The organism is Halomonas sp. CKK8, assembly GCF_029625235.1.
In the GTDB taxonomy this organism is placed as follows: Bacteria; Pseudomonadota; Gammaproteobacteria; order Pseudomonadales; family Halomonadaceae; genus Halomonas; species Halomonas ventosae.
This window is the reverse complement of sequence record NZ_CP121193.1, coordinates 41062-67555: the sequence shown is the minus strand read 5'-3', so window position 1 is coordinate 67555 and position 26494 is coordinate 41062. Positions and strand designations below refer to the sequence as shown.

The window sequence follows — 26494 nt, the reverse complement described above, 5'->3', positions numbered from 1 at the left end:
GGATGACAGTTAGAGTACACACATCATGTCGAAGGCACCTGAACCAAGACTCCTGCCCAGCACGAGACTTGGGTAACCCTTTGTCCACGACAGGGGGTTGCCGTCGAGGGAGCCCCGGGAGGCCACCATGACCCCGACTTCACAGACCCTATGGATCCGGGCCCCCCGTGCCTGCAGCGATGCGCATGCCGCCGGTGGCGTGGTGATTCAGGGCGGACGTATCGTGGAGGCGATGCCTTCAGGCGCCACACCGACAACACCGGTGGATGAGGTCTTCGACGCCTCGGCGCATGTGCTGCTGCCCGGGCTGGTGAATACCCACCATCACTTCTACCAGACCCTGACCCGGGCCTACTCGCCGGCCCTGAACAAGGAACTCTTCCCCTGGCTGACGACCCTCTACGACGTCTGGGCCAAGCTCACCGAGCGCCAGCTCGCCCTCGCCAGCGAGCTCGCCATGGTCGAGCTGCTGATGTCCGGCTGCACCACCGTGGCCGACCACCACTATGTCTTCTCCGGCGCGCTGGAGAATGCCATCGACGTCCAGGTGGAGACCGCCCGCCGCCTCGGCGTGCGGGCCGCCCTCACCCGGGGCTCGATGAGCGTGGGCCGCGACGACGGCGGCCTGCCGCCCCAGTCCGTGGTGCAGGACGAGGCCACCATCCTCGACGAGAGCGCTCGGCTCATCGACGCCCACCACCAGCGCGGCGACGGCGCCATGACCACCATCGCCCTGGCGCCCTGCTCGCCCTTCTCGGTGAGCCGCGAGCTGATGCAGGAGAGTGCCCGCCTGGCCGAGGAGAAGGACGTGCGCCTGCACACCCACCTGGCCGAGACCGAGGACGAGACGGCCTACTGCCAACGGCTCTTCGGCATGCGCCCGCTGGACTACCTGGAGGCCACCGGCTGGCTGGGGCCGCGCACCTGGCTGGCCCATGGCATCCATTTCGACGATGACGAAGTGGCGCGGCTCGGTGCTGCGGGTACCGGCATCGCCCACTGCCCGTCGTCGAACATGGTGCTGGGCTCCGGGATGTGCCGCACCCTGGAGCTCGAGGCCGCCGGCTGCCCGGTGGGGCTGGCGGTGGACGGCTCGGCCTCCAACGATCACTCCAACCTGGCCGAGGAGATGCGCCAGGCCCTGCTGCTGGGCCGGCTGCGCTACTCGCCGAGCCGGGTGACCCACGACGACGTGATCCGCTGGGCCACCCGCGGCTCGGCGGCCTGCCTGGGGCGCAGCGACATCGGCGGGCTGGCACCCGGCCAGCAGGCCGACCTGGCACTGTTCCGGCTGGACGAGGCCCGCTTCTCCGGCGCCGAGAACCCGGTCGCGGCTCTGCTGCTGTGCGGGGCCCACCGCGCCGATCGGGTGATGGTCGCCGGGCGCTGGCGCCTGATCGATGGCCGGCCACGGGACCTCGACCTCGACGCCCTGCTGGCCCGGCATGACCAGGCCGCCCGCGAGCTGCGCGGGTCGGCCTGATTCCCCTCCCGTTTCCCTCTGTTCTCACCACGTCCAACAACGACAACAGGAGACACCCCATGACCACCGAGTCCCCCGCCGACGCGACGGCGCGCCGGGTGCGCAGCACCCACGACGTCGATGCCATGCCCCCCCTGGGCCGTGCCATTCCCCTGGGGCTGCAGCACGTGCTGGCGATGTTCGTCGGCAACGTCACCGTGCCCATCATCATCGCCGGTGCCGCGGACCTCTCCGCCGAGCAGACCACCTTCATGATCCAGGCCGCCATGTTCGTGGCCGGGGTCGCCACCCTGGTGCAGTCGCTGGGGCTCGGACCCATCGGGGCCCGCCTGCCCATCGTCATGGGCACCAGCTTCGGCTTCGTGCCGGTGCTGATCCCCATCGCCGTGGGCATGGGGCTGCCGGCGGCCCTGGGCGCGGCGCTCTGCGGCGGGGTCGCCATGGCCCTGGTGGGGCTCTTCCTGCCGTGGTTCCGCTTCCTCTTCCCGCCGGTGGTCACCGGCACCTTCGTGATCATGCTCGGCACCCTGCTGATGCCGGTGGGCCTGGCCTATGTCGGCGGCGGCTTCGGCGCCGAGGACTTCGGGGCCTCACACCACCTGCTGCTGGCGGGGCTGGTGCTGGTCATCACCCTGGGCCTGCACCAGTTCGGTCGTGGCATCTGGTCGGAGGCGGCCCCGCTGATCGGCCTGCTGGCCGGCTATGCCACGGCCACCGCCTTCGGCCTGGTGGACTTCTCCGCCATCGGTAGCGCCGCCTGGATCTCGCTGCCTACCCCGCTGGCCATCGGCCTGGAGTTCCACTGGGCCGCCGTGCTGCCGGTGGTACTGCTGGCCGTGGTGACCTGCGCCGAGTCGATCGGCGACATCGCCGGGACCACCGCCGGGGGGCTGGATCGCGCGCCCACCCCCAAGGAGCTCTCCGGCGGGGTGATGGCCGACGGCCTGGCCAGCGTCTTCGCCGCCATCTTCAACGCCTTCCCCCAGATCAGCTTCAGCCAGAACGTCGGCATGGTGGCGCTGACCGGCGTGGTCAGCCGCTTCGTGGTCGCCATCGGGGGCGCCTTCCTGGTCATCGCCGGACTGCTGCCCAAGCTCGGCGCCATCGTCTCCAGCATTCCCAATGCGGTGCTCGGCGGGGCGGTGGTGATCATGTTCGGCATGATCGCCAGCGCCGGGATCAAGATGCTCTCCCACATCAGCTTCAACAAGCGCAACATGGTGATCATCGGCGTCTCGCTGTCGGCGGCCATCGGCCTGCCGGCCCAGGAGGGGCTCTACGCCGACCTCTCCGACAACCTCCAGGCGATCATCGAGTCGGGGCTGATCCCCGGTGCGCTCTGCGCCATCGTCCTCAACCTGATCCTGCCCCGCGAGGAGCGCCCCTTCCGCAGCGACGTCTGAGCTCGCCGACCCCCGCCCCGCCGCCTCCTCGAGGCGGCGGGGCGTCGGCGGTCAGAAGCAGGTCTCGAGGACCTCGACCACCGCCAGAGACTCGTCGACCCGACACAGGCGTCGCCACTTGTCGAAGGTCAGGCAGGGATGGGAGATGCCGAAGGCGACGATGTCGCCCACGCGCACCTCGTCCACAGGCCGGTGGCCCGCCACCTCGGGCAGGCGCAGGAAGGCGTGCTGGTCCATGAGCTTCTCCACCTGCCAACCTTCGACCGGCAAGGTCCGGTCCACCGTCCCGCCTTCGCGATAGCGGCGCAGCGCCCGCGGCAGGCGGTCGCCGCCGACATCGCGACGCCCCATGGCGACGATGGCCAGGCCCGGCTCCGGCAGCGACTGCACCTGGGCGAACACCTCCAGGGCCGGGCGCAGCCCCTCGCCGAGGGCCGGCCGACGCCCCAGCACCCGTGCCTGGGCCTCGCCGTAGAGCCCGTGGTCGTGGGTGACGTAGCAGCCGGGCCGCATCACCCGGCGGACCCGCTCGTCCAGCCCGGCATCGCGGAAGGCCTCGGCGACGATGTCGTGCCAGGCGGAGCCGGAGGCGGTGACCAGCGGACGTGCCACCGCCAGCCGGCCGGCGCGCTGCAGGGCAATGAGGGTGTCGACCAGTTCGGCCGCATAGGCCGCCACCGCCGCCTCCGGGGAGGCCCCAGCCTCGGCCTGGACCAGGCCCTCGTAGCCCTCCACGCCGGCGAGCTCGAGGCCGGCCGCCGCGTCGACCACGACGGCCAGCGCCAGCACCTCCTCGCGGCTGCGACAGCCGCAGCGCCCGCCCGGCACCCCCCGCTCGATCAGCACCGGCAGGCGCAGGCCACGCCCGGCGAAGAAGGCGTCCAGCTCGCGGGCATTGTCGGCGGAGTCCACCAGGCACCAGAGCTCGGCGCCGGCCTCGAGCAGCTCCGCCACGATGGCCATGTTGGCCCGCCCCACCAGCTGGTTGGCCAGCAGCAGGCGCGTCACGCCATGGGCGAAGGCGGCCCGGCACTGGGGGGCGGTGGCCAGGGTGATCGCCCAGGCGCCGCCTTCCAGCTGGCGGCGAAAGAGCGCCGGGGCCATGGTGGTCTTGCCGTGGGGCGCCAGCAGGGCGCCATGGGCATCGCAGAATGCCTGCATCCAGCCCAGGTTGTGGGCCAGCGATGCCTCGTGCAGCACCGCCGCCGGCAGGCTAACGTCCGCCAGCAGGCGGGGACCGGTCTCGGGCAGCCCCTTGTGCTCGGCGCGGGCGGGCGCCGCCAGGCAGGCGGTGGACTCGGGGGACACGTCGCTCATGGGCATTCCTCGCCAGGGACCATCTTTGGTCGCAAGCCTAACGAAAGCGCTGCCCGGGGCGCTAGGCTGGGAGCCCTTCCTTCCACCGGAGTCCCCACGATGCAGGATGACAGTCCCCTGGTCCGCCGCCATGAAGGCGATGGCGTGACCACCCTGACGCTGAACCGGCCGAAGCAGTTCAACGCCCTCTCCGAGGAGATGCTCGAGGCGCTGGGTGGCGAGCTCGACCGCCTGGCCGACGACGCGCACGTGCGCTGCGTGGTGATCGCCGCCGAGGGCCGCGCCTTCTGTGCCGGTCACGACCTCAAGCAGATGCGTGCCAACCCCGACGAGGCCTACTACCAGCAGCTCTTCGCGCGCTGCGGGGCCGTGATGCAGGCCATCGTCGACCTGCCGGTGCCGGTGGTCGCCCGGGTGCAGGGCATCGCCACGGCGGCGGGCTGCCAGCTGGTGGCCAGCTGTGACCTGGCCGTGGCGGCGCGCTCGGCGCGCTTCGCCGTCTCGGGCATCAATGCCGGGCTGTTCTGCTCCACCCCGGCGGTGGCGCTGTCGCGCAATGTCACCCGCAAGCGGGCCATGGAGATGCTCTTCACCGGCGAGTTCATCGACGCCGACCAGGCCCGCGACTGGGGGCTGGTCAACCGGGTCGCCGACGACGAGGCTCTCGACGAGGCGCTGGGCGCACTCACCTCTAGCATCTGCGCCAAGAGCGCGGTCGCGGTGCGTACCGGCAAGGCGATGTTCCACCGCCAGCTCGCCATGCCGCTGGACGAGGCCTACGCCTACGCCGGGGAGGTGATGGCCTGCAACATGATGGCCGAGGACGCCGGCGAGGGGATCGACGCCTTCATCGAGAAGCGCCCGCCCCAATGGCGACATCGCTGAGACCGCGGCGACACCGTTGAGACCACGGCGGCATCGCGGGATGGAAGCCATTTCCGTAACCGCGACAGCGCCCGGGCGACAAGGTATCCTGTGGCCTCGAGAGAACGCGGCAGGAGGACGATCCGGGTGAGTGAAGGCAAGCGCAGGACAGCGGGACGGCCCGCGGGGTCGGGCAAGAGCACCAGCGGCCACAGCCAGTCGCTGGTTCGCGGGCTCAACCTGCTCGAGCGCCTGGCGGCCAGTCCCGGCGGCCTGGCCCTCTCCGAGGTGGCCGAACAGGCGGAGCTCGCCCCTTCCACCACCCACCGGCTGCTGCAGGCCCTGCAGAGCCAGGGCTTCGTCACCCAGGACAGCGAACTCGGCGTGTGGAAGATCGACGTCAAGACCTTCCGCATCGGCAACAGCTTCCTCGAGGCCCGCGACTTCGTGGGTACCAGCCGCCCCTTCCTGCGCCGCCTCACCGCCCAGACCGGCGAGACGGCCAACCTCGGTGTGCGCGACGACGGCACGGCGGTGTTCCTGGCCCAGAGCGAGTCGCCGCAGATGATGCGCATGATCACCCGGCTCGGCTCCCGGGCCCCCCTGCACGCCTCGGGCGTCGGCAAGGCGCTGATGGCCTGGCTACCGGACGAGGAGCTCGAGCGCATCCTCGACGAACGGGGCCTGGCACGCGTCACCGAGAATACCCTGCACACCCCTGCATCGCTGCGGGAAGGGCTGGCCGAGATACGCCGCCAGGGCTTTGCCTGCGACCGGGAGGAGCACGCCATCGGCCTGCAGTGCGTCGCCGCCTGCATCCACGACGAGCATGGCACCCCGCTGGCCGCCATCTCGGTCTCCGGCCCCAAGGCGCGCATCCCCGAGGGGCGGCTGGGCGAGCTGGGCGCGCTGGTGCGCGACACCGCCGCCGAGATCACCGCGCGGCTGGGGGGCAAGGTCCCGACGGCCTGACCGCGTCGCCTGCCCCTGCCCCTCACACGACAGCGCCCGGCCATGGCCGGGCGCTGTCGTGTGGGGATGGTGCGCTTCAGAGACAGGCCTAGCCGATCCGCTCCAACTGCCGCTCCAGCTTGCCCATGGCATTGAGCAGGTCACGGTACTCGCCCGCACTGAGGGTCGCCACGAGCTCCGCCTCCCAGTCCTGGGCCTCCGGGATCAGCCGCGAGAGCAGCTCAGCCCCTTCGCGGGTCAGGTGCAGGTCATGCACCCGCTGGTCCCTGGCGGAGGGCGTCCGGGTCACCAGGCCACGGTCGACCAGCGCCTGCACCGCCCGGGAGACCCGCGCCTTGTCCATGTTGGTGTAGGTGCAGACCTTCTTGGCGGTGAGATCATCGCAGTGGCTGAGCCAGGCCAGTACACGCCACTGGGCCACGTTGAGGTCGTAGCGCTGTGCGTACATGCGCTCCAGCTCGTCGCTGATGCGGTCGGCCAGCCGGTTGAGCCGATAGGGGAGGAACTGGTTGAGGTCCAGCTCCGGTTTGGGGGGAAGGTCCGCCCCACCCCCTACCGCAGCACCCGCCGGCCCTTGAGGCATCTTCGGTCGCCCATCCATCTCCATCTTCCCCTAGTAGAGCAGTTGTGGCAGGAACAGCACGATGCCCGGGAACACCAGTACCAGCAAGGCACGCAGCGTACCGGCCACCCAGAACGGCGTCACCCCGCGGAAGATGGTTCCCGTGGAGACGTCCGGCAACACCGCCCGCAGCACGAAGACATTCATCCCCACCGGCGGCGTGATCAGGCTGATCTCGATCACGATCACCACCAGGATGCCGAACCACACCAAATCGTAGCCCAGCCCCGCCACCACCGGGAAGAACACCGGCACGGTGAGCAGCAGCATCGACATGCTCTCGAACACGCAGCCCAGCACCACATAGATGGCGATGATCACCAGGATCACCACGAAGGGGGCGACATCCAGCCCGTTGACCAGCGCCAGCAGGTCATCGGGCAACCCTGCGCGGTTGATGAAGTTGGCGAAGATCAGCGCGGTGAGCACCACGGCGAAGAGCATGGCGGTGGTGCGCACGGTGTCCATCAGCACGTTCATGAGCACCTGCGGGGTCAGCGCCCGCTTCAGCAGGGCAATGATGAAGGCTCCCATGGCGCCGATACCGGCCGCCTCGGTTGGCGTGAACACGCCCAGGTAGATGCCGCCGATCACCAGCACGAACAACGCCAGTGTGCTGCCGACATCCTTGAGGGCGGCAAGGCGCTCCGCCCAGGGCACCTTCACGCCGGCCGGGCCGGCATCCGGGTCGCGCCACAGCACCCACTTCACCGCCACCAGGTAGAACAGGATGCCGACCATCCCTGGAATGAAGCCCGCGGCAAACAGCTCGCGAATGCTGGTCTCGGTGAGGATGCCATAGATCACCAGCATCACGCTGGGCGGGATCAGGATACCCAGGGTGCCGCCGGCGGCAATGGAAGCCGCAGCCAGCGAGTCCGTGTAGCCGTACTTGCGCATCTGGGGCATGGCTACCCGACCCATGGTGGCACAGGTCGCCAGGCTGGAGCCGCAGATGGCACTGAAGCCGCCGCAGGCGACGATGGTCGCCATGGCCTGGCCCCCCTTGCGGTGCCCCAGAAAGCCGTTGGAGGCGCGAAACAGGGCATCCGAGAGCCCGGCATGGGAGACGAGGTTGCCCATCAGGATGAACAGCGGGATCACCGACAGGCCGTAATCCATGCCGGTGTCCACGACGCGGCGAGCGGCCATGGCCTCGGCCGCTGTCCAGTTGCCGGTCAAGTAGTAGAACCCCACGAAGCCGACGATACCCATGGCGAAGGCCAGCGGCACGCGCAGGAATGCCAGGACCAGCAGGGCGGCGAAACCGAAGAGCGACTCGATCATGGAGTGCCTCCCGGGCTGAGCGGCCCTCCCCGCTCGAGGACACCGATGCCCTCCAGCAGGTAGGCGCCAGCGCGCATCAGGGTGAGCAGCGCCGAAAGGGCCAGCATGATGGCCATCAGGTAGATCAGGTAGCCGACGGGAATGCGCAGGAATTCGGTGACATCCCCCCAGTCGAAGGCCCGAGCGCCCAGCGCCCAGACGCGCCCGGCCATGACCCAGAGTGCCGCTGTCACGATCAGGTTGACGATCACCTGGCGCAGCCAGATCCAGCGCGGCGGGAAGACCGCATCGAGCAGGTCGACGCTGACGTGCTCCTCCCGCCAGCAGACCACCGGCAGTGACAGGAAGACCACTGCCGCCAGCATCAGCTGGGTCAGCTCCACGCTGCCGAGGATCGGGGAGTTGAAGAAGAAACGACCGGTCACGTCGGCCGTGGTCAGCAGCATCATGCCGAAGAGGGTGGCACCCGCCACCCCTTCCAGCCCCAGCTGCAGGCCCCGGCCGACGCGATGCCAGCGGGTCGGCATGCTAGTCATGGTCAATACTCCAGACGGGCTTATTCCTGCACCACACGGGATTCGATGCTCTCGGCATCGGCCGCCTCGGAGAGCCGGTCACGGAAGAACGCCAGCGCCTCCCGGGCATCCAGGTCGCCGCTGCTGACCTTGTCGGCCCACTGGTCGATCAGCTCATCACTGACCTCCCGGAGCATGGCGATATCCTCCTCGGAGGCCTCGGTGAAGGTATTGCCCAGCTCCTCGGCAAACTCGACACCTCGACGGTCCGAGACATCCATCATGTAGCCGAACAGGCGCGACAGCGACTCGCCCGATACCGCCTCGATGGCCTCGCGATCCTCGGCGGAGACCCGGTCCCAGACCATCGGGTTCATGATGATGGCGAAGCTGCCGCGATAGAAGCCGCCATCGACCTGAAGGGTGTTGGGCAGTACCTCTGCGACGCGGAAGCTGCGCAGGCCTTCCAAGGTCAGCATGGCACCATCGATGACCCCCTGGGAGGCCGCCTCGTAGACCCCGGTGGGCGGCAATGCGACACCGGTCACGCCCATGGCATCCGCCAGATCGCTCATCACGCCGCCACCCGTCCGCAGCCGCTTGCCCTCCAGCTCGTCGAAGGTCTCTACCTTTTCAGCGGTATAGATCTGCCCTGGGCCGTGGACCCCGACCGCCATGACCTCCAGACCGCGATGCTCATTGCCCTGGGCGAGATGCGTCTTGAAGGTTTCCCAGTAGGCGGAGGAGGCAACCTCGGAGGAGAAGCTCTCGAAGGTGGGGAATTCCGGCAACTTGGTCAGTTCGAAACGGCCCGGCATGTGGCCATGGAAGATCCAGCTGGCGTCGGCGACGCCATCGGCCACCAGAGCCATCTGGGCCGCGGGCGGACCCAGGTCCTCGGTGACCTGAAGCGTCACGCGCCCTTCGGTGGCCTCCTCGATCCAGGCCTTCCAGGTCGGCCAGACGATGGTGTTGATGCCGTGATTGGGTCCCCCCCAGCTGCTGACGTTGATGGTGGTCTGCGCCAGGGCCGTTGAGCTAAGGGTGGCTGCCGCCAGGGCACTCAGGATCAGTCCGGTGGCCTTGTTCATCTTGTACTCCTCCGTCGTCACGGGAAAGGCGGCCAGGTCACCGCCCGTTGTTGTAGGGATCTTCTTGAGCCGGGCAGAGGCAGGAAAATGCTTACCGGTTGCACGGGGAACGATGTTCCTCTCGGCGACACCTTGCCCGTTGATTAGTCTCCTGCGCAACTAAAATAGCTAGAACTTAGGTCTAACAAAGGAGCGCTACATTCGCTGATAGGCCCGTAGGACGGCTTCCTGCGGGACCTTCACAGCGACAGCGAAGTGTGTTCGACTGGACATACAGTTTCAAAGGAAACTATTATCGCCTCACTGCCGAGTCCCGACGGCATGGCCCGACGATGACCGGGGCTACCGGCGCCCTGACGACACTGGAGGAATCATGAGCAAGAAGTTCGCGTCCCACGCCGATACCGAAGAGAAGCAGATCAGCTTCGACAAGCTGGCCGAGGGCCTCTACGCCTACACTGCCGAGGGCGACCCCAACACCGGCATCGTCATCGGCGACGACAGCGTGATGGTCATCGACACCCAGGCCACCCCGATCATGGCCCAGGACGTGATCCGCCGGATCCGCGAGGTCACCGACAAGCCGATCAAGCATGTGGTGCTGACCCACTACCATGCCGTGCGCGTGCTCGGCGCCTCCGCCTACGAGGCCGAGAACATCATCGCCAGCCAGCACACCCATGATCTGATCGTGGAACGCGGCCAGCAGGACTACGAGTCCGAGGTCGGCCGCTTCCCGCGACTGTTCAAGGGCGTCGACTCGGTGCCCGGCCTGACCTGGCCGAACATCGTCTTCCAGCAGGAACTGACCGTGTTCATGGGCAAGCGCGAGGTGCGCATCATCCACCTGGGGCGTGGCCACACCAAGGGCGACACCATCGTCTGGCTGCCCGAGGAGAAGGTGATGTTCTCCGGTGACCTAGTGGAGTATGGCGCCACCCCCTACACCGGTGACGCCTATCACGAATACTGGCCCGCCACCCTGGACCGCCTGCAGGCCATGCAACCCGAGAAGCTGGTGCCGGGACGCGGCGAGGCGCTGCAGACCCCTGAGCAGTGCCAGGAGGCGATCCAGGGCACCCGCGACTTCCTCGCCGACATGTACGAGAGCGTCAAGGCCGGCAAGGCCGCCGGCAAATCGCTCTCCGAGTGCTACGCCGAGACCTACGCCAAGCTCAAGCCCAAGTACGGCCACTGGGTGATCTTCGATCACTGCCTGCCCTTCGACATCACGCGCTGCTTTGACGAGGCAGGTGGCGAGTACCCGGACCCGCGCATCTGGACTGCCGAGCGAGACAACGACATGTGGCACTCGCTGCAGGACGTCGTCGAGAACCAGTAACTGCCATCCGGACCCGGTCCGGATCACGACAAGCTCGCGCCGGGGTGCTGGCCCGGCGAAGCCGTGGGAGCCACTCATGCCCAAGACCTACAAGAATCCCGTCTATCCCTATCGACGCCCGCCCGAACTGGACCGAAGCGAGATCCGCCACTGCCCGGTGGTGATCGTCGGGGCGGGCCCCTCGGGGCTGACCGCCGCCATCGACCTGGCCCTTCAGGGCATCGACAGCATCGTGCTGGACGACAACAACACCGTGAGCGTCGGTTCGCGAGCGATCTGCTTCGCCAAGCGCACCCTCGAGATCATGGATCGGCTGGGCGCCGCCCAGCCGATGCTGGACAAGGGCGTGACCTGGCAACATGGTCGCGTCTTCTTCCAGGAGCGCGAGGTCTACGACTTCAACCTGCTGCCCGAAAAGGGCCATCGCGTACCGGCCTTCATCAACCTGCAGCAGTACTACCTCGAGGAGTACCTGGTCGACCGCGCCCGGGAACTCACTGAGCACATCGACCTGCGCTGGATGAACAGGGTCACCGCAGTGGACAGCCAGCCGGAACATAGCGTGGTGACAATCACCACCCAGGACGGTGACTACCGGCTCAGTTGCGACTACCTGCTGGTGGCCGATGGCGCCAACAGCAAGGTCCGCGACATGCTGGGCCTGGAGTGCAAGGGTCAGGTGTTCCAGGACCGCTTCCTGATCGCCGACGTGGTGATGAAGGCCGACTTCCCCACCGAACGCTGGTTCTGGTTCGACCCACCCTTCCATCCGGGCCAGTCGGTGCTGCTGCACAAGCAGCCGGACAACGTCTGGCGCATCGACTTCCAGCTAGGCTGGGACGCCGACCCCGAGGAAGAGAAGAAGGAGGAAAACATCCGGCCCCGCGTGCAGCAGATGCTCGGCGAGGAGGTGGAGTTCGAGCTGGAGTGGGCCAGCGTCTATACCTTCCGCTGCCGCAAGATGGACAACTTCATCCATAACAGGGTCTTCTTCATGGGCGACGCCGCTCACCAGGTCTCGCCCTTCGGTGCACGCGGCGCAAACGGGGGGGCCCAAGGCATCGACAACCTGGCCTGGAAACTGGCCCGCGTGCTGAAAAGCGAGGCGCCTAAAGCATTGCTCGAGACCTACAACACCGAACGCCAGCACGGAGCAGAGGAGAACATCCTCAACTCCACCCGTGCCACCGACTTCATCACCCCAAAGAGCCGCGTCAGCCGGCTGTTCCGCGACACTACCCTGGAACTGGCGGAGCAGTATCCCTTCGCCCGCAGCCTGGTCAACAGTGGTCGCCTGTCGATGCCCTGCCGCTACGAGGACTCGCCGCTCAATGGCCCCGATGCCGAGGGGATGCCGGCCGACCTGCGCCCCGGCAGTCCGGCCAAGGATGCCCCCATCCGCCTGGACGATCAGAGTGCCTGGCTGCTCAACCGGATCGGCAACCGCTTCGTGCTGCTGATCGATGGCCGCCTGGGCACGGCGACGGCCGAGGACCTGAAGCCCCGCCTGGACGACCTGCTTCAGGAGCGGCCCGATCTTGACCTGCTGTTGCTGGGGCCCGTCTCCCAGGCCCTGGCGAGCCTGCCGCGCACCACCCTGATCGCGGATGCCGTGGGCCTGGTGGTCGAGCGCTATGGGCTGGTCCCCGGCGCAGGCTACCTGTTCCGCCCCGACCAGCATGTGACGGCCCGCTGGGCCGAGGTGTCGGTCGAGGCCGTCGGCGCGGAACTGGAACGCGCCCTGGGCATCCACCTTGTCCCGCTTTCCCAATCCCAGGGAGGTCGCCATGCCACGGCTTGAGCTGAACCCCAACTTCACCGACCCGGATGCCTTCTACGCCGCGCTGACCGATACCCATCGCGAACGCAGCGAGGCGGAGAGCGAACGCATCAATACGCGGCTCATTCTGCTGCTAGCCAACCATGTCGGTGACCAGCAGGTGCTCGAGGAAGCCCTGGCCATCGCTGGCCAGGCCACCGAACCGGCCAAGGCTCAAGGCCAGTCGGCCCAACAAGAAGAGCGCTGAACGAGGATTTCCCCATGACCACCGATACGCTTGAGTACCAGAGCGGTTTCCGTAACCATTTTGCCACCGAGGCGCTTCCCGGCGCCCTGCCTCAGGGCCAGAACTCTCCGCAGAAGTGTGCCTACGGCCTCTATGCCGAGCAGCTGACCGGATCCGCCTTCACGGCGCCCCGCCATCAGAACCTGCGAAGCTGGCTCTATCGCATCCGCCCCTCCGTGGTGCAGAGCGCCTACCAGCCGCTTGAGAACCGCCGTGTTCACACCTCGCCGCTGGACAAGCCCGCCGCCGACCCCAACCAGATGCGCTGGGATCCGGCCCCGCTGCCCTCGGAGCCCACCGACTTCATCGATGGCCTGCTGACCATCGCCGTCAACGGGGATGCCGGGGCCCAGAGCGGCGTGGGCGTTCACGTCTACGCCGTCAACCGGGACATGACCGACCGCTTCTTCTACACGGCGGATGGCGAGATGCTCTTCGTCCCGCAGCTGGGCGCGCTGCGGCTGCGCACCGAGTTCGGCGAGATCGACGTCGACAACGGTGAGATCGCCGTGATCCCGCGCGGCGTCAAGTTCCAGGTACGCCGTGCCGATGGCGTCGATGCCGCTCGCGGCTATATCTGCGAGAACTACGGCAACCCCATGGAGCTCCCCGGTCTCGGACCCATCGGGGCCAATGGCCTGGCCAACCCGCGTGACTTCCAGAGCCCCGTCGCCGCCTATGAGCAGCTCGAGGGAGACTTTTCACTCGTCGCCAAGTTCTCCGGCCGCTTCTGGGAGACGCGCCTCGGCCACTCGCCGCTGGACGTGGTGGCCTGGCACGGCAACTACGCCCCCTACAAGTACGACCTTTCCAACTTCAACACCATCAACACGGTGAGCTTCGACCATCCCGACCCGTCAATCTTCACCGTGCTGACCTCCGCCTCCGATACTCCCGGGATGGCCAACCTGGACTTCGTGATCTTCCCGCCGCGCTGGATGGTGGCCGAGGATACCTTCCGTCCGCCCTGGTTCCATCGCAACCTGATGAGCGAGTTCATGGGCCTGATCCATGGTGAGTACGACGCCAAGGCGGAGGGCTTCCTGCCGGGTGGTGCCAGCCTGCACAATTGCATGTCGCCCCACGGCCCGGACGCCGAAACCTTCGAGAAGGCCTCCACGGCCGAACTCACGCCCCAGTACCAGGGCAACACCCTGGCCTTCATGTTCGAGAGCCGCTACGTCTACCACCCCACCGCGGCGGCCCTGGAGGCGGACTTCCGCCAGCGCGACTATGTGGACGTGTGGTCGACCCTGCGCGCGCACTTCGACCCGAACCGGGCCTGATCCGGCTTCCCTCGACACATGACGAGCGAGGCCCTGGGTGGCCTCGCCCCCCGACGAAAAGGATCGAGACAAGATGAAGCTCGCCACTCTTAAGAACGGCCGCGACGGCGAACTGATCGTGGTTTCCCGCGACCTGACCCGCGCCGTGCGGGCCACCGACATTGCGTCCACCCTGCAGCAGGCCATCGAGGCCTGGGACGCCGTGAGCACCCAGCTCGAGGCACGCTACGCCGAGCTCAACAAGGGCAAGGCCGAGGGCGCCTTCGATCTCGACCAGAGCGCTCTGCACTCACCGCTGCCGCGTACCTACCACTGGGCCGATGGCTCCGCCTACCTCAACCACGTCCAGCTGGTGCGCCAGGCGCGTAACGCCGAGATGCCCGAGACCTTCTGGCACGACCCGCTGATGTACCAGGGCGGCGGCGACAGGTTTCTCGCCCCAACCGAGGATATCGAGGCGATCAGCGAGGAGCACGGCATCGACTTCGAGGGCGAGATCGCCGTGGTCACCGACGATGTGCCCATGGCCGTCACGCCTGAACAGGCGGCCAAGCACATCAAGCTCGTGATGCTGGTCAATGACGTCAGCCTGCGCGGCCTGATACCCGGCGAGCTCGCCAAGGGGTTCGGCTTCTTCCAGGCCAAGCCGTCATCGAGCTTCTCGCCCATCGCGGTGACGCCGGACGAGCTGGGTGACGCCTGGCAGGAGGGCAAGGTACACCTGCCGCTGACCGTGCACCTCAACGGAGAGAAGTTCGGTGAGCCCGAGGCCGGTCCCGACATGATCTTCAGCTTCCCGCAGCTCATCGCCCACGCCGCCCGCACCCGCTATCTGGGTGCCGGCGCCATCGTCGGGTCCGGCACCGTCTCCAACCCGGATCCCGACGGCGGCCCCGGAAAGCCAATCAGCGAGGGCGGCGTGGGCTACAGCTGCCTGGCCGAGGTACGCATGGTGGAGAAGATCCTGCACGGCGACAGCAAGACGCCGTTCATGCGCTTCGGCGACCGGGTCCGCATCGAGATGTTCGACCGTGAAGGCAGGAGCATCTTCGGTGCCATCGACCAGCAGGTCGTCAAGTACCAGCCCAAGTAAGCGAGCGGAGATGCGACGATGACCACGCTCTACGGCTACTTTCGCTCGTCGGCCGCCTACCGGGTACGGATCGCCCTGAACCTCAAGGGGGTCGACTATGACCAGTCGCCCGTCAACCTGGTCAAGGGAGAGCAGCGGGAAGCCGCTAACCTGGGGCGTAACCCCCAGGGTATGGTGCCCTCGCTGGGCACCGATGAGGGCGTCACCCTGACCCAGTCGATGGCCATTTGCGAGTACCTCGACGAGCGCTACCCGGAACCGCCGCTGCTGCCGGCGGACGTCACCGAGCGCGCCCGGGTGCGTGCCCTGGCCCAGGTCGTGGCCTGCGAGATCCATCCCCTCAACAACCTGAGGGTGCTCAAGCACCTGGTAGGCGAGCTCGGGGTGGATGACGAGGCCAAGCTCGCCTGGTACCGCCACTGGATCGCCGAAGGCTTCCAGGCGCTGGAGTCCATGCTCACCGCCGAAGCGGGAACCGGTGACTTCTGTCATGGCGACACGCCGACTCTGGCGGATATCTGCCTGGTGCCTCAGGTATATAACGCCGAACGCTTCGAGTGCGACCTCTCGGCCTACCCGAGGATCCAGCGCATCACCGACAACTGCCGGGAGCTACCTGCCTTCCGGCAGGCGGCACCGGAGGCGCAGCCGGACGCTCGCTGATAGTCTGAGCGAGCCAATGAAGCGGGCACGGCTCACGGCAACATGCCGATGCCATGCCCGCTTTTGTGTATCGGGACAATACGCTCAAGGAGAATCGGGTGCTGAGGCTGACCTCCCCCGCCACCGTGGCGGTACTGGCGGCACTGACCGCGCTGGGTCCACTGGCCACCGACATGTACCTGCCGGCCATGCCGGCCATGGCCGAAGCCCTCGCCACAGGGCCCGACCAGGTTCAGCTGACCCTGAGCCTCTACATGGCGGGCTTCGCCCTGGCCCAGCTGTTCTGCGGCCCCATCTCCGATCGCTTCGGGCGGCGCCCGGTGATGATCGCCGGCATTATCCTCTTCCTGGCCGCCAGCCTGCTGTGCGCCTTCGCCCCCAGCATCGAATGGCTGCTGGCCGGCCGCTTCCTGCAGGCCTTCGGGGGTGCCGCTGGTCCGGTCCTGGGGCGCGCCGCGGTGCGCGATATCTACGGCCCGGTGGAAGCCGGACGAGTGCTCTCCTACATGGCCAGTACCATGGCCCTGGCGCCGGCGCTCGCGCCGGTGGTGGGGGCGGGGTTATTGCTGTTCTTCGGCTGGCAGTCGCTCTTCCTGCTGCTGGCCGTCTATGCGGTGATCATGCTGCTTATTCTCGTCCTGATGATGCCCGAACCGCTGCCCGCCGATCGCCGCCAGTCGGTGGCCCCCAGGGTGATCCTCGCCAACTACCGCATGCTGCTGACCCAGCGCAGCTTCATCGGCTACACGCTGATCAACGCCAGCGGTTTCGCCGGCCTCTTCGCGTTTCTTTCAGGCTCCTCCTTCGTGCTCATCGAATACATGGGCATGACGCCCTTCGAGTACGGGATCGGCTTCACGCTGATCGTCGCCGGGTTCTTCTCCGGCACGCTGTTCAGTGGCCGCTATAGCCACCGCCTGGGCCGCGACCGCCTGCTGCTGCTGGCCACCCTGCTGTGTGCCCTGGCCGGCACCACCATGGCGGGACTGGCGATCGCCGGCCTTCATGAGCCCTGGGCCGTGATCGGGCCGCACATCCTGTTCCTGTTCGGCTTCGGGATCGTGATGCCGCAGAGCATGGCCGGCGCACTGGCACCGAACCCCCAGTGCGCCGGGTCGGCCTCGTCGCTGTTCGGCTTCCTGCAGATGACCATCGCCGCCCTGGGTGGCACCCTGGTCGGCCAGTTCCACGACGGCACCTCGCGCACCATGGCCATCGCCATCGCTCTGGGGGGAATCGTTGCGCTTGTGGCCTATCTTGGGCTGATCCAGCAGGGCAGCAGGGCCACGGGCAATTCTCGAGAAAGTTGCCGTCAGGGATGACCTGGCGGTATGGAACAGCGGCTGACCAACAGCCGCTGACGGTTACGGGGTAGGCCGCTGGCTGAAATGGGCTGGATGAGGGTGCTCTTGGGCAGAGAGCCAACACGGTACGCGGGCTGGCACCTGCGTCCAGCCCTGCTCCTGTGATCGCTCAGGCACTGCTCTGATCGATGAGTGTTCCCTCCTGCGCCTCCTCGATGGCCGCCATCACCTGATCGACATCCGGAACGCGATGGGACAGCGCCAGCGCCAGCTGCGCCAGGAAGTGACTCTTCTCGCCTTCCGGCAGCTTGTCCAGGGTGTTCGCCAGACATTCATAGACCTGCTCGAGATCGGCGAAGGGCAGTGTGGTATCGGTCATGGTCATTCTCCTTCCAGGGCCCGACCTTGGGCAATGTTCAGGGCCGCGTTCAGCTCGGCCGGATCGAGTGCCATCCAGCGGGCCGCCACGTGGCGGTCGGGGCGAACCAGGTAGGCACTGCCGGGCCTGGCCCCATAGCCGGCGAACAGGCTGCCATCCACGTCGACCAGGGTCTTCTCGTCACCCGGAGTTCGTGACGCGCGCAGCAGCGTGATATCGAGGCCGCGAGAGCGAAGTTTATCGAGCTCCTGTTCCAGCCTCGCATCGATACGCCCATCCTCGCTGAAGTGCAGCAGGTTGAAGCCGCTTCCGAGATGGTCGAGCAGGAAGTCATCGTCACCCAGGCGGCGATTGATCAGCGGTGCCCCCGGAATGGGGCCGGCCTCGAAGGCGGGATCATCGGCCAGGGTCAGCGGGCTCTCTGCATAGGTATAGGGGGTCACCTGGCGCGGGTTGGCAAAGCCGCTGGCGTAGTCGTTATGGTAGGCCAGCGCCAGGGCAGCATCGCGCATCAGCGCATGGCCCCGGGTCGGCGGGGTCATGAAGCGCGTGCTCTTGCCGGCGTTGGCGAAGACATCCAGGGTGGCACCTCGCCGCTCCGGGCTGTAGCTGTCCAGGAGCCGATCCGGCGCCTGACCTTTGAGGACACAGGCCAGCTTCCAGCCGGCATTGGCGGCATCCGCCAGGCCGTTGTTCAGGCCGCGAACGCCGAAGATCGGTACCAGGTGGGCGCTGTCGCCGATGAACAGCACGCGGTCATGACGATAGTCATCCAGGGCCAGGGTGTAGGCCTTGTAGAGGCTCCACCACTCCAGCTCCCAGTCCCCCTCCTCGTGCATCACGTCTCGCACGATCAGCTCGACCTTCGCGCGAATACTGCCCTCCCCGACCGCCTGCTCGGGATCCTCGCCGGGGCCGAGCTGGTAGTCGATGCGCCAGATATCATCAGGCTGCTTGTGGACCAGGATGGTGGTGTCGGGCATCGCCTGGGAATGGAAGAAGGCACGACGCTCGGTGGGAAAGTCGGACTTGAGGCGGACGTCGGCGATCACGTAGCGCCCCTCGTAGGCCTCCCCATGCAGGGAGAGATCGAAGGCCTTGCGTACCACGCTGCGCGCGCCGTCGGCGGCCAGCAGGTAGTCGGCCTCGAGTCGATATTCGCCTTCGGGGGTGCTGACCTGCAGGGTGGCGCCTGCATCGTCCTGACTCACACCGGTCACGACGCTCTGCCAGCGTATCTCGATCAGGTCACTGGCGTGGGCCTTGTCGATCAGGAACTGCTCGATGTACTGCTGCTGCAGGTTGACCATCGGGTAGTAGCGCTCCTGGTCGGAGTGCGGCATGCGAAAGCGGTAGATCTCACGGTCTCGGAAGTAGGTGCGTCCCTGGATCCAGCCCAGTCCCTTCTCCTCGAAGGGCGCATCGACGCCGAGCTGCTGCAGGATCTCGAGGCTGTGGCGGGAAATGCAGATGGCACGGGAGCCGTCGTTGACGGTGTCCTTGTCGTCCAGCACCACGGAGGCGATACCGTGGCGCGCCAGCTCCAGGGCGGCCGTCACCCCCACGGGGCCGGCACCGACGATGGCCACCGGGTGGCGCGCGGTCTCGCCCTCCAGCTCGGGTGGGCGAACGAAAGGGAAATGCGGGTAATCGAAGTAGAGCGAATCGGTTTCCGAGCGTCCGGCGGGTCGCATGGACACCTCCTGCAGGGGGTTCTTGTGGTCTGACGTGGACGCAGCGTATCCCCGTGATACCCTCCCCTCATGTCCCTGAAAAAAGGGGACAACCCACCCTTTCCCCCCGACCAAGGTAGAAGCCGACGTGTCCACTGGCGTACCCGAAAACCGGGAACCCGACTGGCCGCCGCTCATGGCCATCCTGGCCGACTGCGTGGCCGAGCTTGGCGACGAGGCATTCGCTGACCATCTGACCGCTCTACTCCGCCACAGCCTGGGGGTCGAGCAGTGCATCCTCTTCACCTATACCAGCGGCGACGTCATGTCGTACCTGCTGGTGGATAACAGCCGCTATCCCAAGGTGGCCGGGCGGCTCGCTCGCCTGTATGCCGGCGGGCTGTTTCGTCAGGACCCCAACTATCCACGGCTGCGCCAGCTGCTTCAGGCAGACGATGGGCGAGCGGATCCCGAGCTGATCACCATGCCCGAGGACATGTCACCGGCCTACCGCAGCCACCTGTTCGCCTTCCCGGACCTGGCCGACAAGGCCTCCGTCGTGATACCGGCCCCCGGTGCCATCTACTACCTGAACCTCTACCGGGACCTGGCTCGCGGCCCTTTCAGCCGCCAGGATCTGGAAAGGTTACAGGCCCTTATGCCGCTGATCGCCAGCCTGATCCGGCGCCACTACCGCAAGGCACGCCCGCCCACCCTGCCCGCCCGACACGAGGACGCGAAAGCTCTCCAGGCACTCTCCCGGCGCGAGCGAGAGCTCTGTCTCCTCCTGCTTCACGGCCATACCCTCAAGACCGCCGCCGCCGAGCTTGATATTGCCCTCTCCACCGCCGAAACCTTCCGCAAACGCGCCTATGCCAAGCTCGGCGTGCGCTCCAAGGCACGGCTGGTGGCGCTTTGCCAGAAAGGCTGATTCCAGAAACAAGAAGCCCCGGCGCATGGCCAGGGCCCGATGACACGTTTCGCCGGATGACCTCAGCCAGCGGCGAGGCTGTCGAACGCCCTGGCGTTGGGACAGAAGCCGCGACACGCCTCGACCTCGGCACCGGCGCGCATGGCCTTCCAGCATTGGCCAACGGCCGGGCAGCCATTGCAGGTCTTGCGCATCGCGTTGTAGCCCGGCTCCGCAGCCACCTCGGCCTCCTGCAGGCCGAAGCGCTGCATCATCACCGGCATCAGGGTCCTGGCCGGGACGAAGTCACTCGGTTGCCCCGCCGCCAGCTGTCGCACCATCTCGCGTTCGAAGCCAGGCTCAAGGGGGCTCTCCAGGTCATTCAGAAGGGCATGATAGGTAGCGCCCGCTTCGTGCTGGACGTCACGTACCAGCTGGGCCGTGGAGGTGGCATAGCAGCGTTCGGTCAGGCGTTCCCACCAGGAAGCAGTGCGAGTGGTCTGTGCAGTGGCCATGGGGGTTCTCCCGTCAGGTGATCTTGATGTCGGTATCAGTATCGACCCGGGGGAGTCGGGATGCCTTGACGGAGATCAAAATGGTTTCAAATGAAACAAAGCTGCGGTTTCGGCCCTGATGAACGCGAACACGGCCATAGCCGTGCTCGCGGATCGAGCCAATGACTGCCAGGTATCAGACGCCCGGGTCGATCACTTCATCGGCGGAGAGGCCTTCTTCCTCGCCGACAGCATCGAGCTGTTCGAGGAAATAGCCGCGGGCGGCTTCGCCGTCCACCCCCTTGGCGCCGGCCGTTTCGAACCAGGCACCCGGCAGCTCCGAGGCCATCTGCTGGAAGCGCTCGACCTCCTCGTCCGGCAGTTCGATGAAGGTGTTGCCCTGTTGCTCGGCGAATTCGATGCCGCGCACGTCCACGACATCCATCATGTAGCCGAACAGCCGGGAGAGCCGCTCACCCGAGACCTCCTCGATCGCCGCACGATCCTCGTCGGAGAGAGACGCCCAAGTATCCGGGTTGATGACCAGCGAGAAACTGCCGCGATAGAAACCGCCGGGCATCTGCACCGTGTAGGGCAGAACCTCAGCGAGGCGAAAGCTCTTGAGGCCCTCCAAGGTGAGCATGGCGCCGTCGATCACGCCCTGCGTCGCGGCCTCGTAGGTGCTGGCCGGCGGCAGGGCGACCCCGGTCAGCTCCAGCGCGTAGGAGATGTCGGCCATGATCCCGCCGCCGATGCGTACGCGCTTGCCGTCGAGGTCATCGAGGCTGTCGATCGATTCATCGAGGAACAGCGACCCGGGGCCATGCACACCCACGCCGATCACCTCGACGCCGCGATGCTCGCCGGCCTGGGCCAGATATTCATTGTGGGTGCGCCAGTAGGCCACCGAGGCGGCTTCGGAGGAGAAGTCCTCGAAGGTGGGCAGCTCGGGCAGCTTGGTCAGCTCGAACCGCCCCGGCATCAGGCCGTGGAAGAGCCAGGTGACGTCAGCCACGCCGTCTGCTATCAGTTCCATCTGGGCATCAGGCGGGCCCATGTCGTGGACCACGTTAACAGTGACCCGCCCCTCGGTGGCCTCCTCCACCCAGCTGGCCCAGGTCGGCCAGACGATGGTGTTGACGCCGTGGTTGGGGCCTGCCCAGGTGCTGACTTGCAGCTCGGTGGCGGCAGCGCTCTGGAAGGCACCGAGGGAGAGGGCAGTGATTGTCGTCAATGTCGCGAGCTTATACATTTTCATTGTCGTTCCTCGTGAGTCACGGTTGGCGTACGTGAGTTGTAATGATTGTTTTTGTCGGTGATCAAAGCGCGAGGGTCAGCTTCTTGCCGCGTGCTCGCGAACAGCAGCTCATCAGCCGGTCCTGGCCGGCTTGCTCAGCGGCGGTGAGGACCTTGTCACGATGGTCAATCTCGCCTTCTAGTACCGTGACCTGGCAGGAACCGCACAGGCCTTCCTCGCAGTCGCTGGGCACATCGACGCCGGCAGCGCGCAGCGTCTGCAGCAGAGTGCGATCTGCTGCCACCTCGACAACGAGCTCGGAATCGGCAAGCTCGACCTCGAAGGCGTGCTCGTTCTCCGGGTCCAGCAGGGCGCCCTCAGCCGTGAAATGTTCCACATGCAGGCTGCCTTCCGGCCAGTGGGCACTGTCGAAGTCGAGGGCCGTCAACAGACGCTCCGGGCCGCAGGCGTAGATCAACGCATCCTCCAGAGGCTCGGCGAGCAGGGCAGCGAGATCGAGGCGTTTTCCCTCGTCCTTGGGGTAACACCGCAACACCTCGCCGTGATCGCGTTCGAGCCGCTCGATAAACGCCATGCTACTGCGTGATCGGCCGGCATAGTGCACCTCATAGCGCTTGCCCAATTGCTTGAGGCGCTCGGCCATGGCCATGATCGGCGTGATGCCGATCCCACCTGCGATCAGCACATAGCGGCCTGCCGATTCATCCAGACGGAAATGGTTCTTGGGCCCGCGCACGCGTAGCTCGATGCCTTCGCGGACCGCGTCATGCATCCAGCGCGAGCCGCCCCGGCCCGCCTCTTCGAGCAGTACCGCGATACGCCAGTCGCCGGCATCCGCCGGGCCACACAGCGAGTACTTGCGTGATTCTCCATCGGGCAGCACCACATCGAGATGCGAACCCGGCGACCAGGCCGGCAGCTCATGTCCGACGGGGTCAACCAGGGTCACGCCGAGCACGCCTTCGGCCTCGGACTGGGCGCTGGCCACCTTGACGCGGCGCACAATAGTGCGGGCCTCCGGCGCACCCACCGGGAAGTCGCGCTGTGTGCTGCGCACCGCCGGATCGTGATGCTCGGGATTGCACGCCGGGTCCCAGCGCACCCACAGCGCCTCGGGGCCGCGGAAGGAGGTATTGGGCAGGAAGGTAAATTCCTGCTCCTCAAGTTCCAGCTGCGGCAGGCGCCTAGTGAATTCCTCGAGGAAGATGCGCATCTCCATGCGCCCCAGGTTCTTGCCCATGCACTGGTGGCTTCCGTAGCCGAAGGTGAGGTGATCGACGGCATTGTCGCGATAGATATCGAGTTCGTCGGGATTCTCGAAATGGCCTGGGTCATGGTTGCCCGATGCCGTCACCATCAGGATCCTGCCGCCCTCGGGAATGGTTACGCCACCCACCGAAGCGTTGCGCGTGGCGATGCGTCGCCATGCCACTACCGAGCCGGAGTGGCGCAGGCACTCCTCGGCCGCCGCAGGGATCAGCTCAGGGTTGTCACACAGCTCGGCCCATACGGCGGGACGAGAGAGCAGCTGTCGGAAAGCGTTGGCGGTGGCCAGCGCCGTGGTCTCGTGGGCAGCGACGATGATCGCCATCATCATCGAGTGCAGATAGTTGTCGGTCACGACATCCGGCTTCTGCCGATTTTTCTCGATCATGTCGTACATCCAGCCGTGACCACGGGGCTGGTCCTGCATCTTCTTGAGCACCTGGCCGGAGTACTGCCAGAACTTGCCGACCCCCTCGGCTACCTCGACCTGTTGCTCGGGCGACGGGCGTCCCCAGGTATTGAGGGTGTGGGCTACCGAGAAGCGGCGCAGTTGCTCCATGTCTTCTTCGGGCACGCCGAGGAAGTGCAGCGCCACGGTCAGCGGCACCTCCCAGAACATCTCGGCCACCAGGTCGGCACGGCCACGGTGGATGATCGCATCGAGCTTCTCCCGCACCAGCCGGCGCACCATCGGCGCATGAGCCTCCAGCCCCTCGGGAGAGAACGCCTCGAGCAACTCGCGCCGCCGCGCCATGTGGGCGGGCTCGTCCTCGTTCACGAGGGTGCGGTTCATGCCGTAATCGTAACGTTCGAGGACCGCCTGAGCCTCGTCGTTCGCCGGCGTGATCTTCTCCAACGCGATCGACGGCGAGAAGGTGAGGTTGTCGCGGAAGATCGCCTTGATGTCGTCGTAGCGACTCACCACCCAATAACCCAGCTTGGGGCTATAGAACACCGGTTCCTGCTCTCGCGACCAGCGCAGCGCCTCGGCGGGGTCGAGCTGATAGGGTCGATCGAAGGGATCGAAGGCTGCGGCCCGGGGTGATACGGGGCAGCCGGTGGGCGCGATCGGCCCCTCGTTGGAGGCAGGTAAGGGGCAGCCGCCCGTGCCAGCAGCGGTCCGGTGAGTGGTTGGATTCATGAAGCCTCCCGCAGGCTATCGTCCGGAATCATGGCGGTCATGGGAGATCATCTTTGTTGTTACTTTTATCGCACACATGGTATCGTTTAATGAAATCATGGCTGAACATAGGCAGTTTCGACGTGGACGTCAATCCTGCACCGCCCTACCCAGCCACTAGCACCGACTCGAGGAAGGTCGTTCGATGGCCACTACCCTGCAAACCCTGGATCGCGGCCTGTGCGCACTTGAAATCATCGCCGAGCATGCCGAGGGCATCAGCGTGGCCGAACTGGCTGAGCAGCTGGATGTGCATCGCGCCATCGCCTACCGCATCGTCACGACCCTCGAGGTGCATGGTCTGATCACGCGGACCACTGAGGGCCCGGTGCGCCTGGGCGCGGGTATGTCGCTGCTGGCCTCGCGCTTTGAGCCGCAACTGCGTGCCGTGGCGCAGCCCCTGCTGCGCAAGCTGGCCAGGGCCACACGGGCCACGGCCTTCATCTCGGTCACCCAGGGCGACGAGTGCGTGGTGATCATGGAAGCCGAGCCCGAGGAGGGACTGCTGCGGGTCGGCTACCGGGTGGGCAGCCGCCATCCGTTGACCCGCGGCGCGGCTGGCATCGCCATCCTGGCCGCTCGCCCCCCGCAGCCGGACGATGACGAGGCCGTACGCCAGGCGCGAGCCGAGGGCTTCAGCCTGACCCATGGCCAGCTGCAGCGCGGTGCCGTCGGCGTGGCCAGTGCCATCGCCTCGCCCCAGGCTCGCCCTGGCGTGGAGGCCTGCGTCGGCGTGGTTGCCATGGAGGACCTGGATACCGACACGGCCATCCGCGAGGTGATGGCCCATGCCGGCCAGCTCGCCGAGCTGGTCGGCCAATAGCCTGAAGCGGGTCGCCCGTGAAGCCATCCCCCCGGAGGGTTACACTAGCGCCCGTCCCCTAGCCATCAGCCGAGGCCTGTGATGAGTTCCCACCTGCTCTCCATCGACTCCCTGTCCCGCGACGATATCGACCACCTGATGCGCGTCGCCGCACGGATGGAGCCCATCGCAAGCCGCCGTAAGATCACCCGGGTGCTGGAAGGGGCCGTGCTCGGCAACCTCTTCTTCGAGGCCAGCACCCGCACCCGGGTCAGCTTCCATGCCGCCTTCTCGCGGCTCGGCGGCAGCGTCTGCGACACCACCGGCTTCACCTTCTCCTCCATGGCCAAGGGCGAGTCGCTCTACGACACCAGCCGGGTGATGAGCGGCTACTGCGACGCCATCGTCATGCGCCACCCCGACCAGGGCTCGGTGGCGGAGTTCGCCGCCGCGACGAAGGTGCCGGTGATCAACGCCGGCGACGGCCCCGGCGAGCATCCCAGCCAGGCGCTGCTGGACTTCTATACCATCGACAAGGAGTTCACCCTCCAGGGCAAGGCGCTCAGGGACGCCCACGTGCTGATGACCGGCGACCTGAAGTACGGCCGCACCGTGCACTCCCTGATCAAGCTGCTGTCCCGCTACGCCCCGATGCGCGTCACCCTGGTGGCGCCGCCCGGCCTCGAGATGCCGAGCCACCTGATCGAGCGGGTCAGCCGCCAGGGGCTCAGCGTGGAGGTCCGCGAGAGCCTGGCCGGCGACTTCTCCGACGTCGACGTGGTCTACACCACCCGCATCCAGAAGGAGCGCTTCACCGCCGAAATGAGCGAGGGCTTCAACCTCTCCCGGGACTTCACCGTGGATCGCGCCTTCCTGGACAGCCGCTGCGGCCCCGCCACCATCGTCATGCACCCGCTGCCCCGCGACAGCCGTCCCGAGGCCAACGACCTGGACGTGGACCTCAACGGCGACCCGCGCCTGGCGATCTTCCGCCAGACCGACAACGGCATCCCGGTGCGCATGGCGATCTTCGCCACCCTGCTCGGGGTCGAGGAACTCATCGACAAGGACCTGCGCGACGTGCCCTGGTTCGTCCCCGACCGCCTGGGCGTTGACGACGCTACCTTCTGAGTGGCCTGCAGGTCGCGACCGATCGCCTATGCTGGTGGGGAACGACAAACCGCGTCGCCGCACATGGCGACCAGGCCTGGAGGCGCAACACCG

24 protein-coding genes are annotated in these 26494 nt (G+C 66.8%); 14 read left to right on the top strand and 10 right to left on the bottom strand.

Annotation, left to right across the window (positions count from 1 at the left end; genetic code table 11):
- The first annotated feature begins 127 nt into the window (after positions 1-127).
- Positions 128-1483 (top strand): 8-oxoguanine deaminase, encoded by a 1356-nt coding sequence (locus tag P8934_RS00310; protein ID WP_278032407.1) that lies wholly within the window; start codon positions 128-130, stop codon positions 1481-1483.
- A gap of 59 nt (positions 1484-1542) precedes the next feature.
- Positions 1543-2886: a nucleobase:cation symporter-2 family protein gene (locus tag P8934_RS00305; protein WP_278032406.1), complete on the top strand. Its 1344-nt coding sequence runs from the start codon at positions 1543-1545 to the stop codon at positions 2884-2886.
- A gap of 51 nt (positions 2887-2937) precedes the next feature.
- Here P8934_RS00305 and P8934_RS00300 read toward each other — a convergent pair whose 3' ends face one another.
- Positions 2938-4203, bottom strand: coding sequence for an amino acid deaminase (locus P8934_RS00300; RefSeq protein ID WP_278032405.1), 1266 nt, complete (start codon positions 4201-4203; stop codon positions 2938-2940).
- A 99-nt stretch (positions 4204-4302) separates the two neighbouring features.
- Between P8934_RS00300 and P8934_RS00295 the strand changes: the two genes are divergently transcribed.
- The gene (locus tag P8934_RS00295; RefSeq protein WP_278032404.1) at positions 4303-5088 is read left to right on the top strand and encodes an enoyl-CoA hydratase; all 786 of its coding nucleotides are present in this window, start codon (positions 4303-4305) and stop codon (positions 5086-5088) included.
- 126 nt (positions 5089-5214) lie between these two features.
- The gene (gene bhcR, locus P8934_RS00290; RefSeq protein WP_278032403.1) at positions 5215-6039 is read left to right on the top strand and encodes an HTH-type transcriptional regulator BhcR; all 825 of its coding nucleotides are present in this window, start codon (positions 5215-5217) and stop codon (positions 6037-6039) included.
- 88 nt (positions 6040-6127) lie between these two features.
- Here the strand turns inward: bhcR and P8934_RS00285 are convergent, their stop codons facing one another.
- The 4 genes from P8934_RS00285 to P8934_RS00270 are packed head-to-tail and all read right to left on the bottom strand — an operon-like array spanning position 6128 to position 9554.
- Positions 6128-6622: a MarR family winged helix-turn-helix transcriptional regulator gene (locus tag P8934_RS00285; protein WP_278032402.1), complete on the bottom strand. Its 495-nt coding sequence runs from the start codon at positions 6620-6622 to the stop codon at positions 6128-6130.
- Positions 6623-6652: 30 nt separating this feature from the next.
- Entirely contained in the window at positions 6653-7948 is a 1296-nt protein-coding gene (locus P8934_RS00280; RefSeq protein WP_278032401.1) for a TRAP transporter large permease, read from the bottom strand.
- A complete protein-coding gene (locus P8934_RS00275) occupies positions 7945-8484 on the bottom strand; it encodes a TRAP transporter small permease (protein ID WP_278032400.1) in 540 nt (179 codons plus the stop codon). The genes P8934_RS00280 and P8934_RS00275 overlap by 4 nt, the downstream gene beginning before the upstream one ends.
- A 20-nt stretch (positions 8485-8504) precedes the next feature.
- Entirely contained in the window at positions 8505-9554 is a 1050-nt protein-coding gene (locus P8934_RS00270; RefSeq protein WP_278032399.1) for a TRAP transporter substrate-binding protein, read from the bottom strand.
- A 373-nt stretch (positions 9555-9927) separates the two neighbouring features.
- Between P8934_RS00270 and P8934_RS00265 the strand changes: the two genes are divergently transcribed.
- The 7 genes from P8934_RS00265 (at position 9928) to P8934_RS00235 (ending at position 17326) form a co-directional block, all read left to right on the top strand.
- Complete coding sequence (locus P8934_RS00265) at positions 9928-10896, top strand: MBL fold metallo-hydrolase (protein WP_278032398.1); 969 nt, start codon at positions 9928-9930, stop codon at positions 10894-10896.
- Positions 10897-10972: 76 nt separating this feature from the next.
- Entirely contained in the window at positions 10973-12697 is a 1725-nt protein-coding gene (locus tag P8934_RS00260; protein WP_278032397.1) for an FAD-dependent oxidoreductase, read from the top strand.
- Entirely contained in the window at positions 12684-12923 is a 240-nt protein-coding gene (locus tag P8934_RS00255; RefSeq protein ID WP_278032396.1) for a DUF2783 domain-containing protein, read from the top strand. The genes P8934_RS00260 and P8934_RS00255 overlap by 14 nt, the downstream gene beginning before the upstream one ends.
- A gap of 14 nt (positions 12924-12937) precedes the next feature.
- Complete coding sequence (gene hmgA / locus P8934_RS00250) at positions 12938-14248, top strand: homogentisate 1,2-dioxygenase (protein ID WP_278032395.1); 1311 nt, start codon at positions 12938-12940, stop codon at positions 14246-14248.
- A gap of 73 nt (positions 14249-14321) precedes the next feature.
- Entirely contained in the window at positions 14322-15341 is a 1020-nt protein-coding gene (locus P8934_RS00245; RefSeq protein WP_278032394.1) for a fumarylacetoacetate hydrolase family protein, read from the top strand.
- A gap of 18 nt (positions 15342-15359) precedes the next feature.
- Positions 15360-16004 carry a maleylacetoacetate isomerase gene (maiA, locus tag P8934_RS00240; RefSeq protein ID WP_278032393.1) on the top strand — a complete coding sequence of 215 codons (645 nt, stop codon included), beginning with the start codon at positions 15360-15362 and terminating at the stop codon, positions 16002-16004.
- A gap of 98 nt (positions 16005-16102) precedes the next feature.
- A complete protein-coding gene (locus P8934_RS00235) occupies positions 16103-17326 on the top strand; it encodes a multidrug effflux MFS transporter (protein WP_278032392.1) in 1224 nt (407 codons plus the stop codon).
- A gap of 151 nt (positions 17327-17477) precedes the next feature.
- Here P8934_RS00235 and P8934_RS00230 read toward each other — a convergent pair whose 3' ends face one another.
- Both P8934_RS00230 and P8934_RS00225 read right to left on the bottom strand, forming a co-directional pair.
- Positions 17478-17687: a hypothetical protein gene (locus P8934_RS00230; protein WP_278032391.1), complete on the bottom strand. Its 210-nt coding sequence runs from the start codon at positions 17685-17687 to the stop codon at positions 17478-17480.
- Between the two features lie 2 nt (positions 17688-17689).
- A complete protein-coding gene (locus tag P8934_RS00225) occupies positions 17690-19381 on the bottom strand; it encodes an FAD-dependent monooxygenase (protein WP_278032390.1) in 1692 nt (563 codons plus the stop codon).
- A 127-nt stretch (positions 19382-19508) separates the two neighbouring features.
- Here P8934_RS00225 and P8934_RS00220 point away from each other — a divergent pair, with 127 nt between their 5' ends.
- The gene (locus P8934_RS00220; RefSeq protein WP_278032389.1) at positions 19509-20291 is read left to right on the top strand and encodes a LuxR C-terminal-related transcriptional regulator; all 783 of its coding nucleotides are present in this window, start codon (positions 19509-19511) and stop codon (positions 20289-20291) included.
- A gap of 62 nt (positions 20292-20353) precedes the next feature.
- Here the strand turns inward: P8934_RS00220 and P8934_RS00215 are convergent, their stop codons facing one another.
- The 3 genes from P8934_RS00215 to P8934_RS00205 all read right to left on the bottom strand — a co-directional run bounded on the left by P8934_RS00215 (position 20354) and on the right by P8934_RS00205 (position 24429).
- Positions 20354-20785 carry a hypothetical protein gene (locus P8934_RS00215; RefSeq protein WP_278032388.1) on the bottom strand — a complete coding sequence of 144 codons (432 nt, stop codon included), beginning with the start codon at positions 20783-20785 and terminating at the stop codon, positions 20354-20356.
- A 175-nt stretch (positions 20786-20960) separates the two neighbouring features.
- Positions 20961-22016 carry a TRAP transporter substrate-binding protein gene (locus P8934_RS00210; RefSeq protein WP_278032387.1) on the bottom strand — a complete coding sequence of 352 codons (1056 nt, stop codon included), beginning with the start codon at positions 22014-22016 and terminating at the stop codon, positions 20961-20963.
- Positions 22017-22083: 67 nt separating this feature from the next.
- Positions 22084-24429 carry a cytochrome P450/oxidoreductase gene (locus P8934_RS00205; RefSeq protein WP_278032386.1) on the bottom strand — a complete coding sequence of 782 codons (2346 nt, stop codon included), beginning with the start codon at positions 24427-24429 and terminating at the stop codon, positions 22084-22086.
- 184 nt (positions 24430-24613) lie between these two features.
- On the opposite strand from P8934_RS00205, the gene P8934_RS00200 reads away from it, so the two are divergent.
- Together P8934_RS00200 and pyrB are read left to right on the top strand one after the other, a co-directional pair.
- Positions 24614-25291: a helix-turn-helix domain-containing protein gene (locus P8934_RS00200; protein ID WP_278032385.1), complete on the top strand. Its 678-nt coding sequence runs from the start codon at positions 24614-24616 to the stop codon at positions 25289-25291.
- Positions 25292-25372: 81 nt separating this feature from the next.
- Positions 25373-26401: an aspartate carbamoyltransferase gene (gene pyrB, locus P8934_RS00195; protein ID WP_278032384.1), complete on the top strand. Its 1029-nt coding sequence runs from the start codon at positions 25373-25375 to the stop codon at positions 26399-26401.
- Positions 26402-26494: the final 93 nt, after the last annotated feature.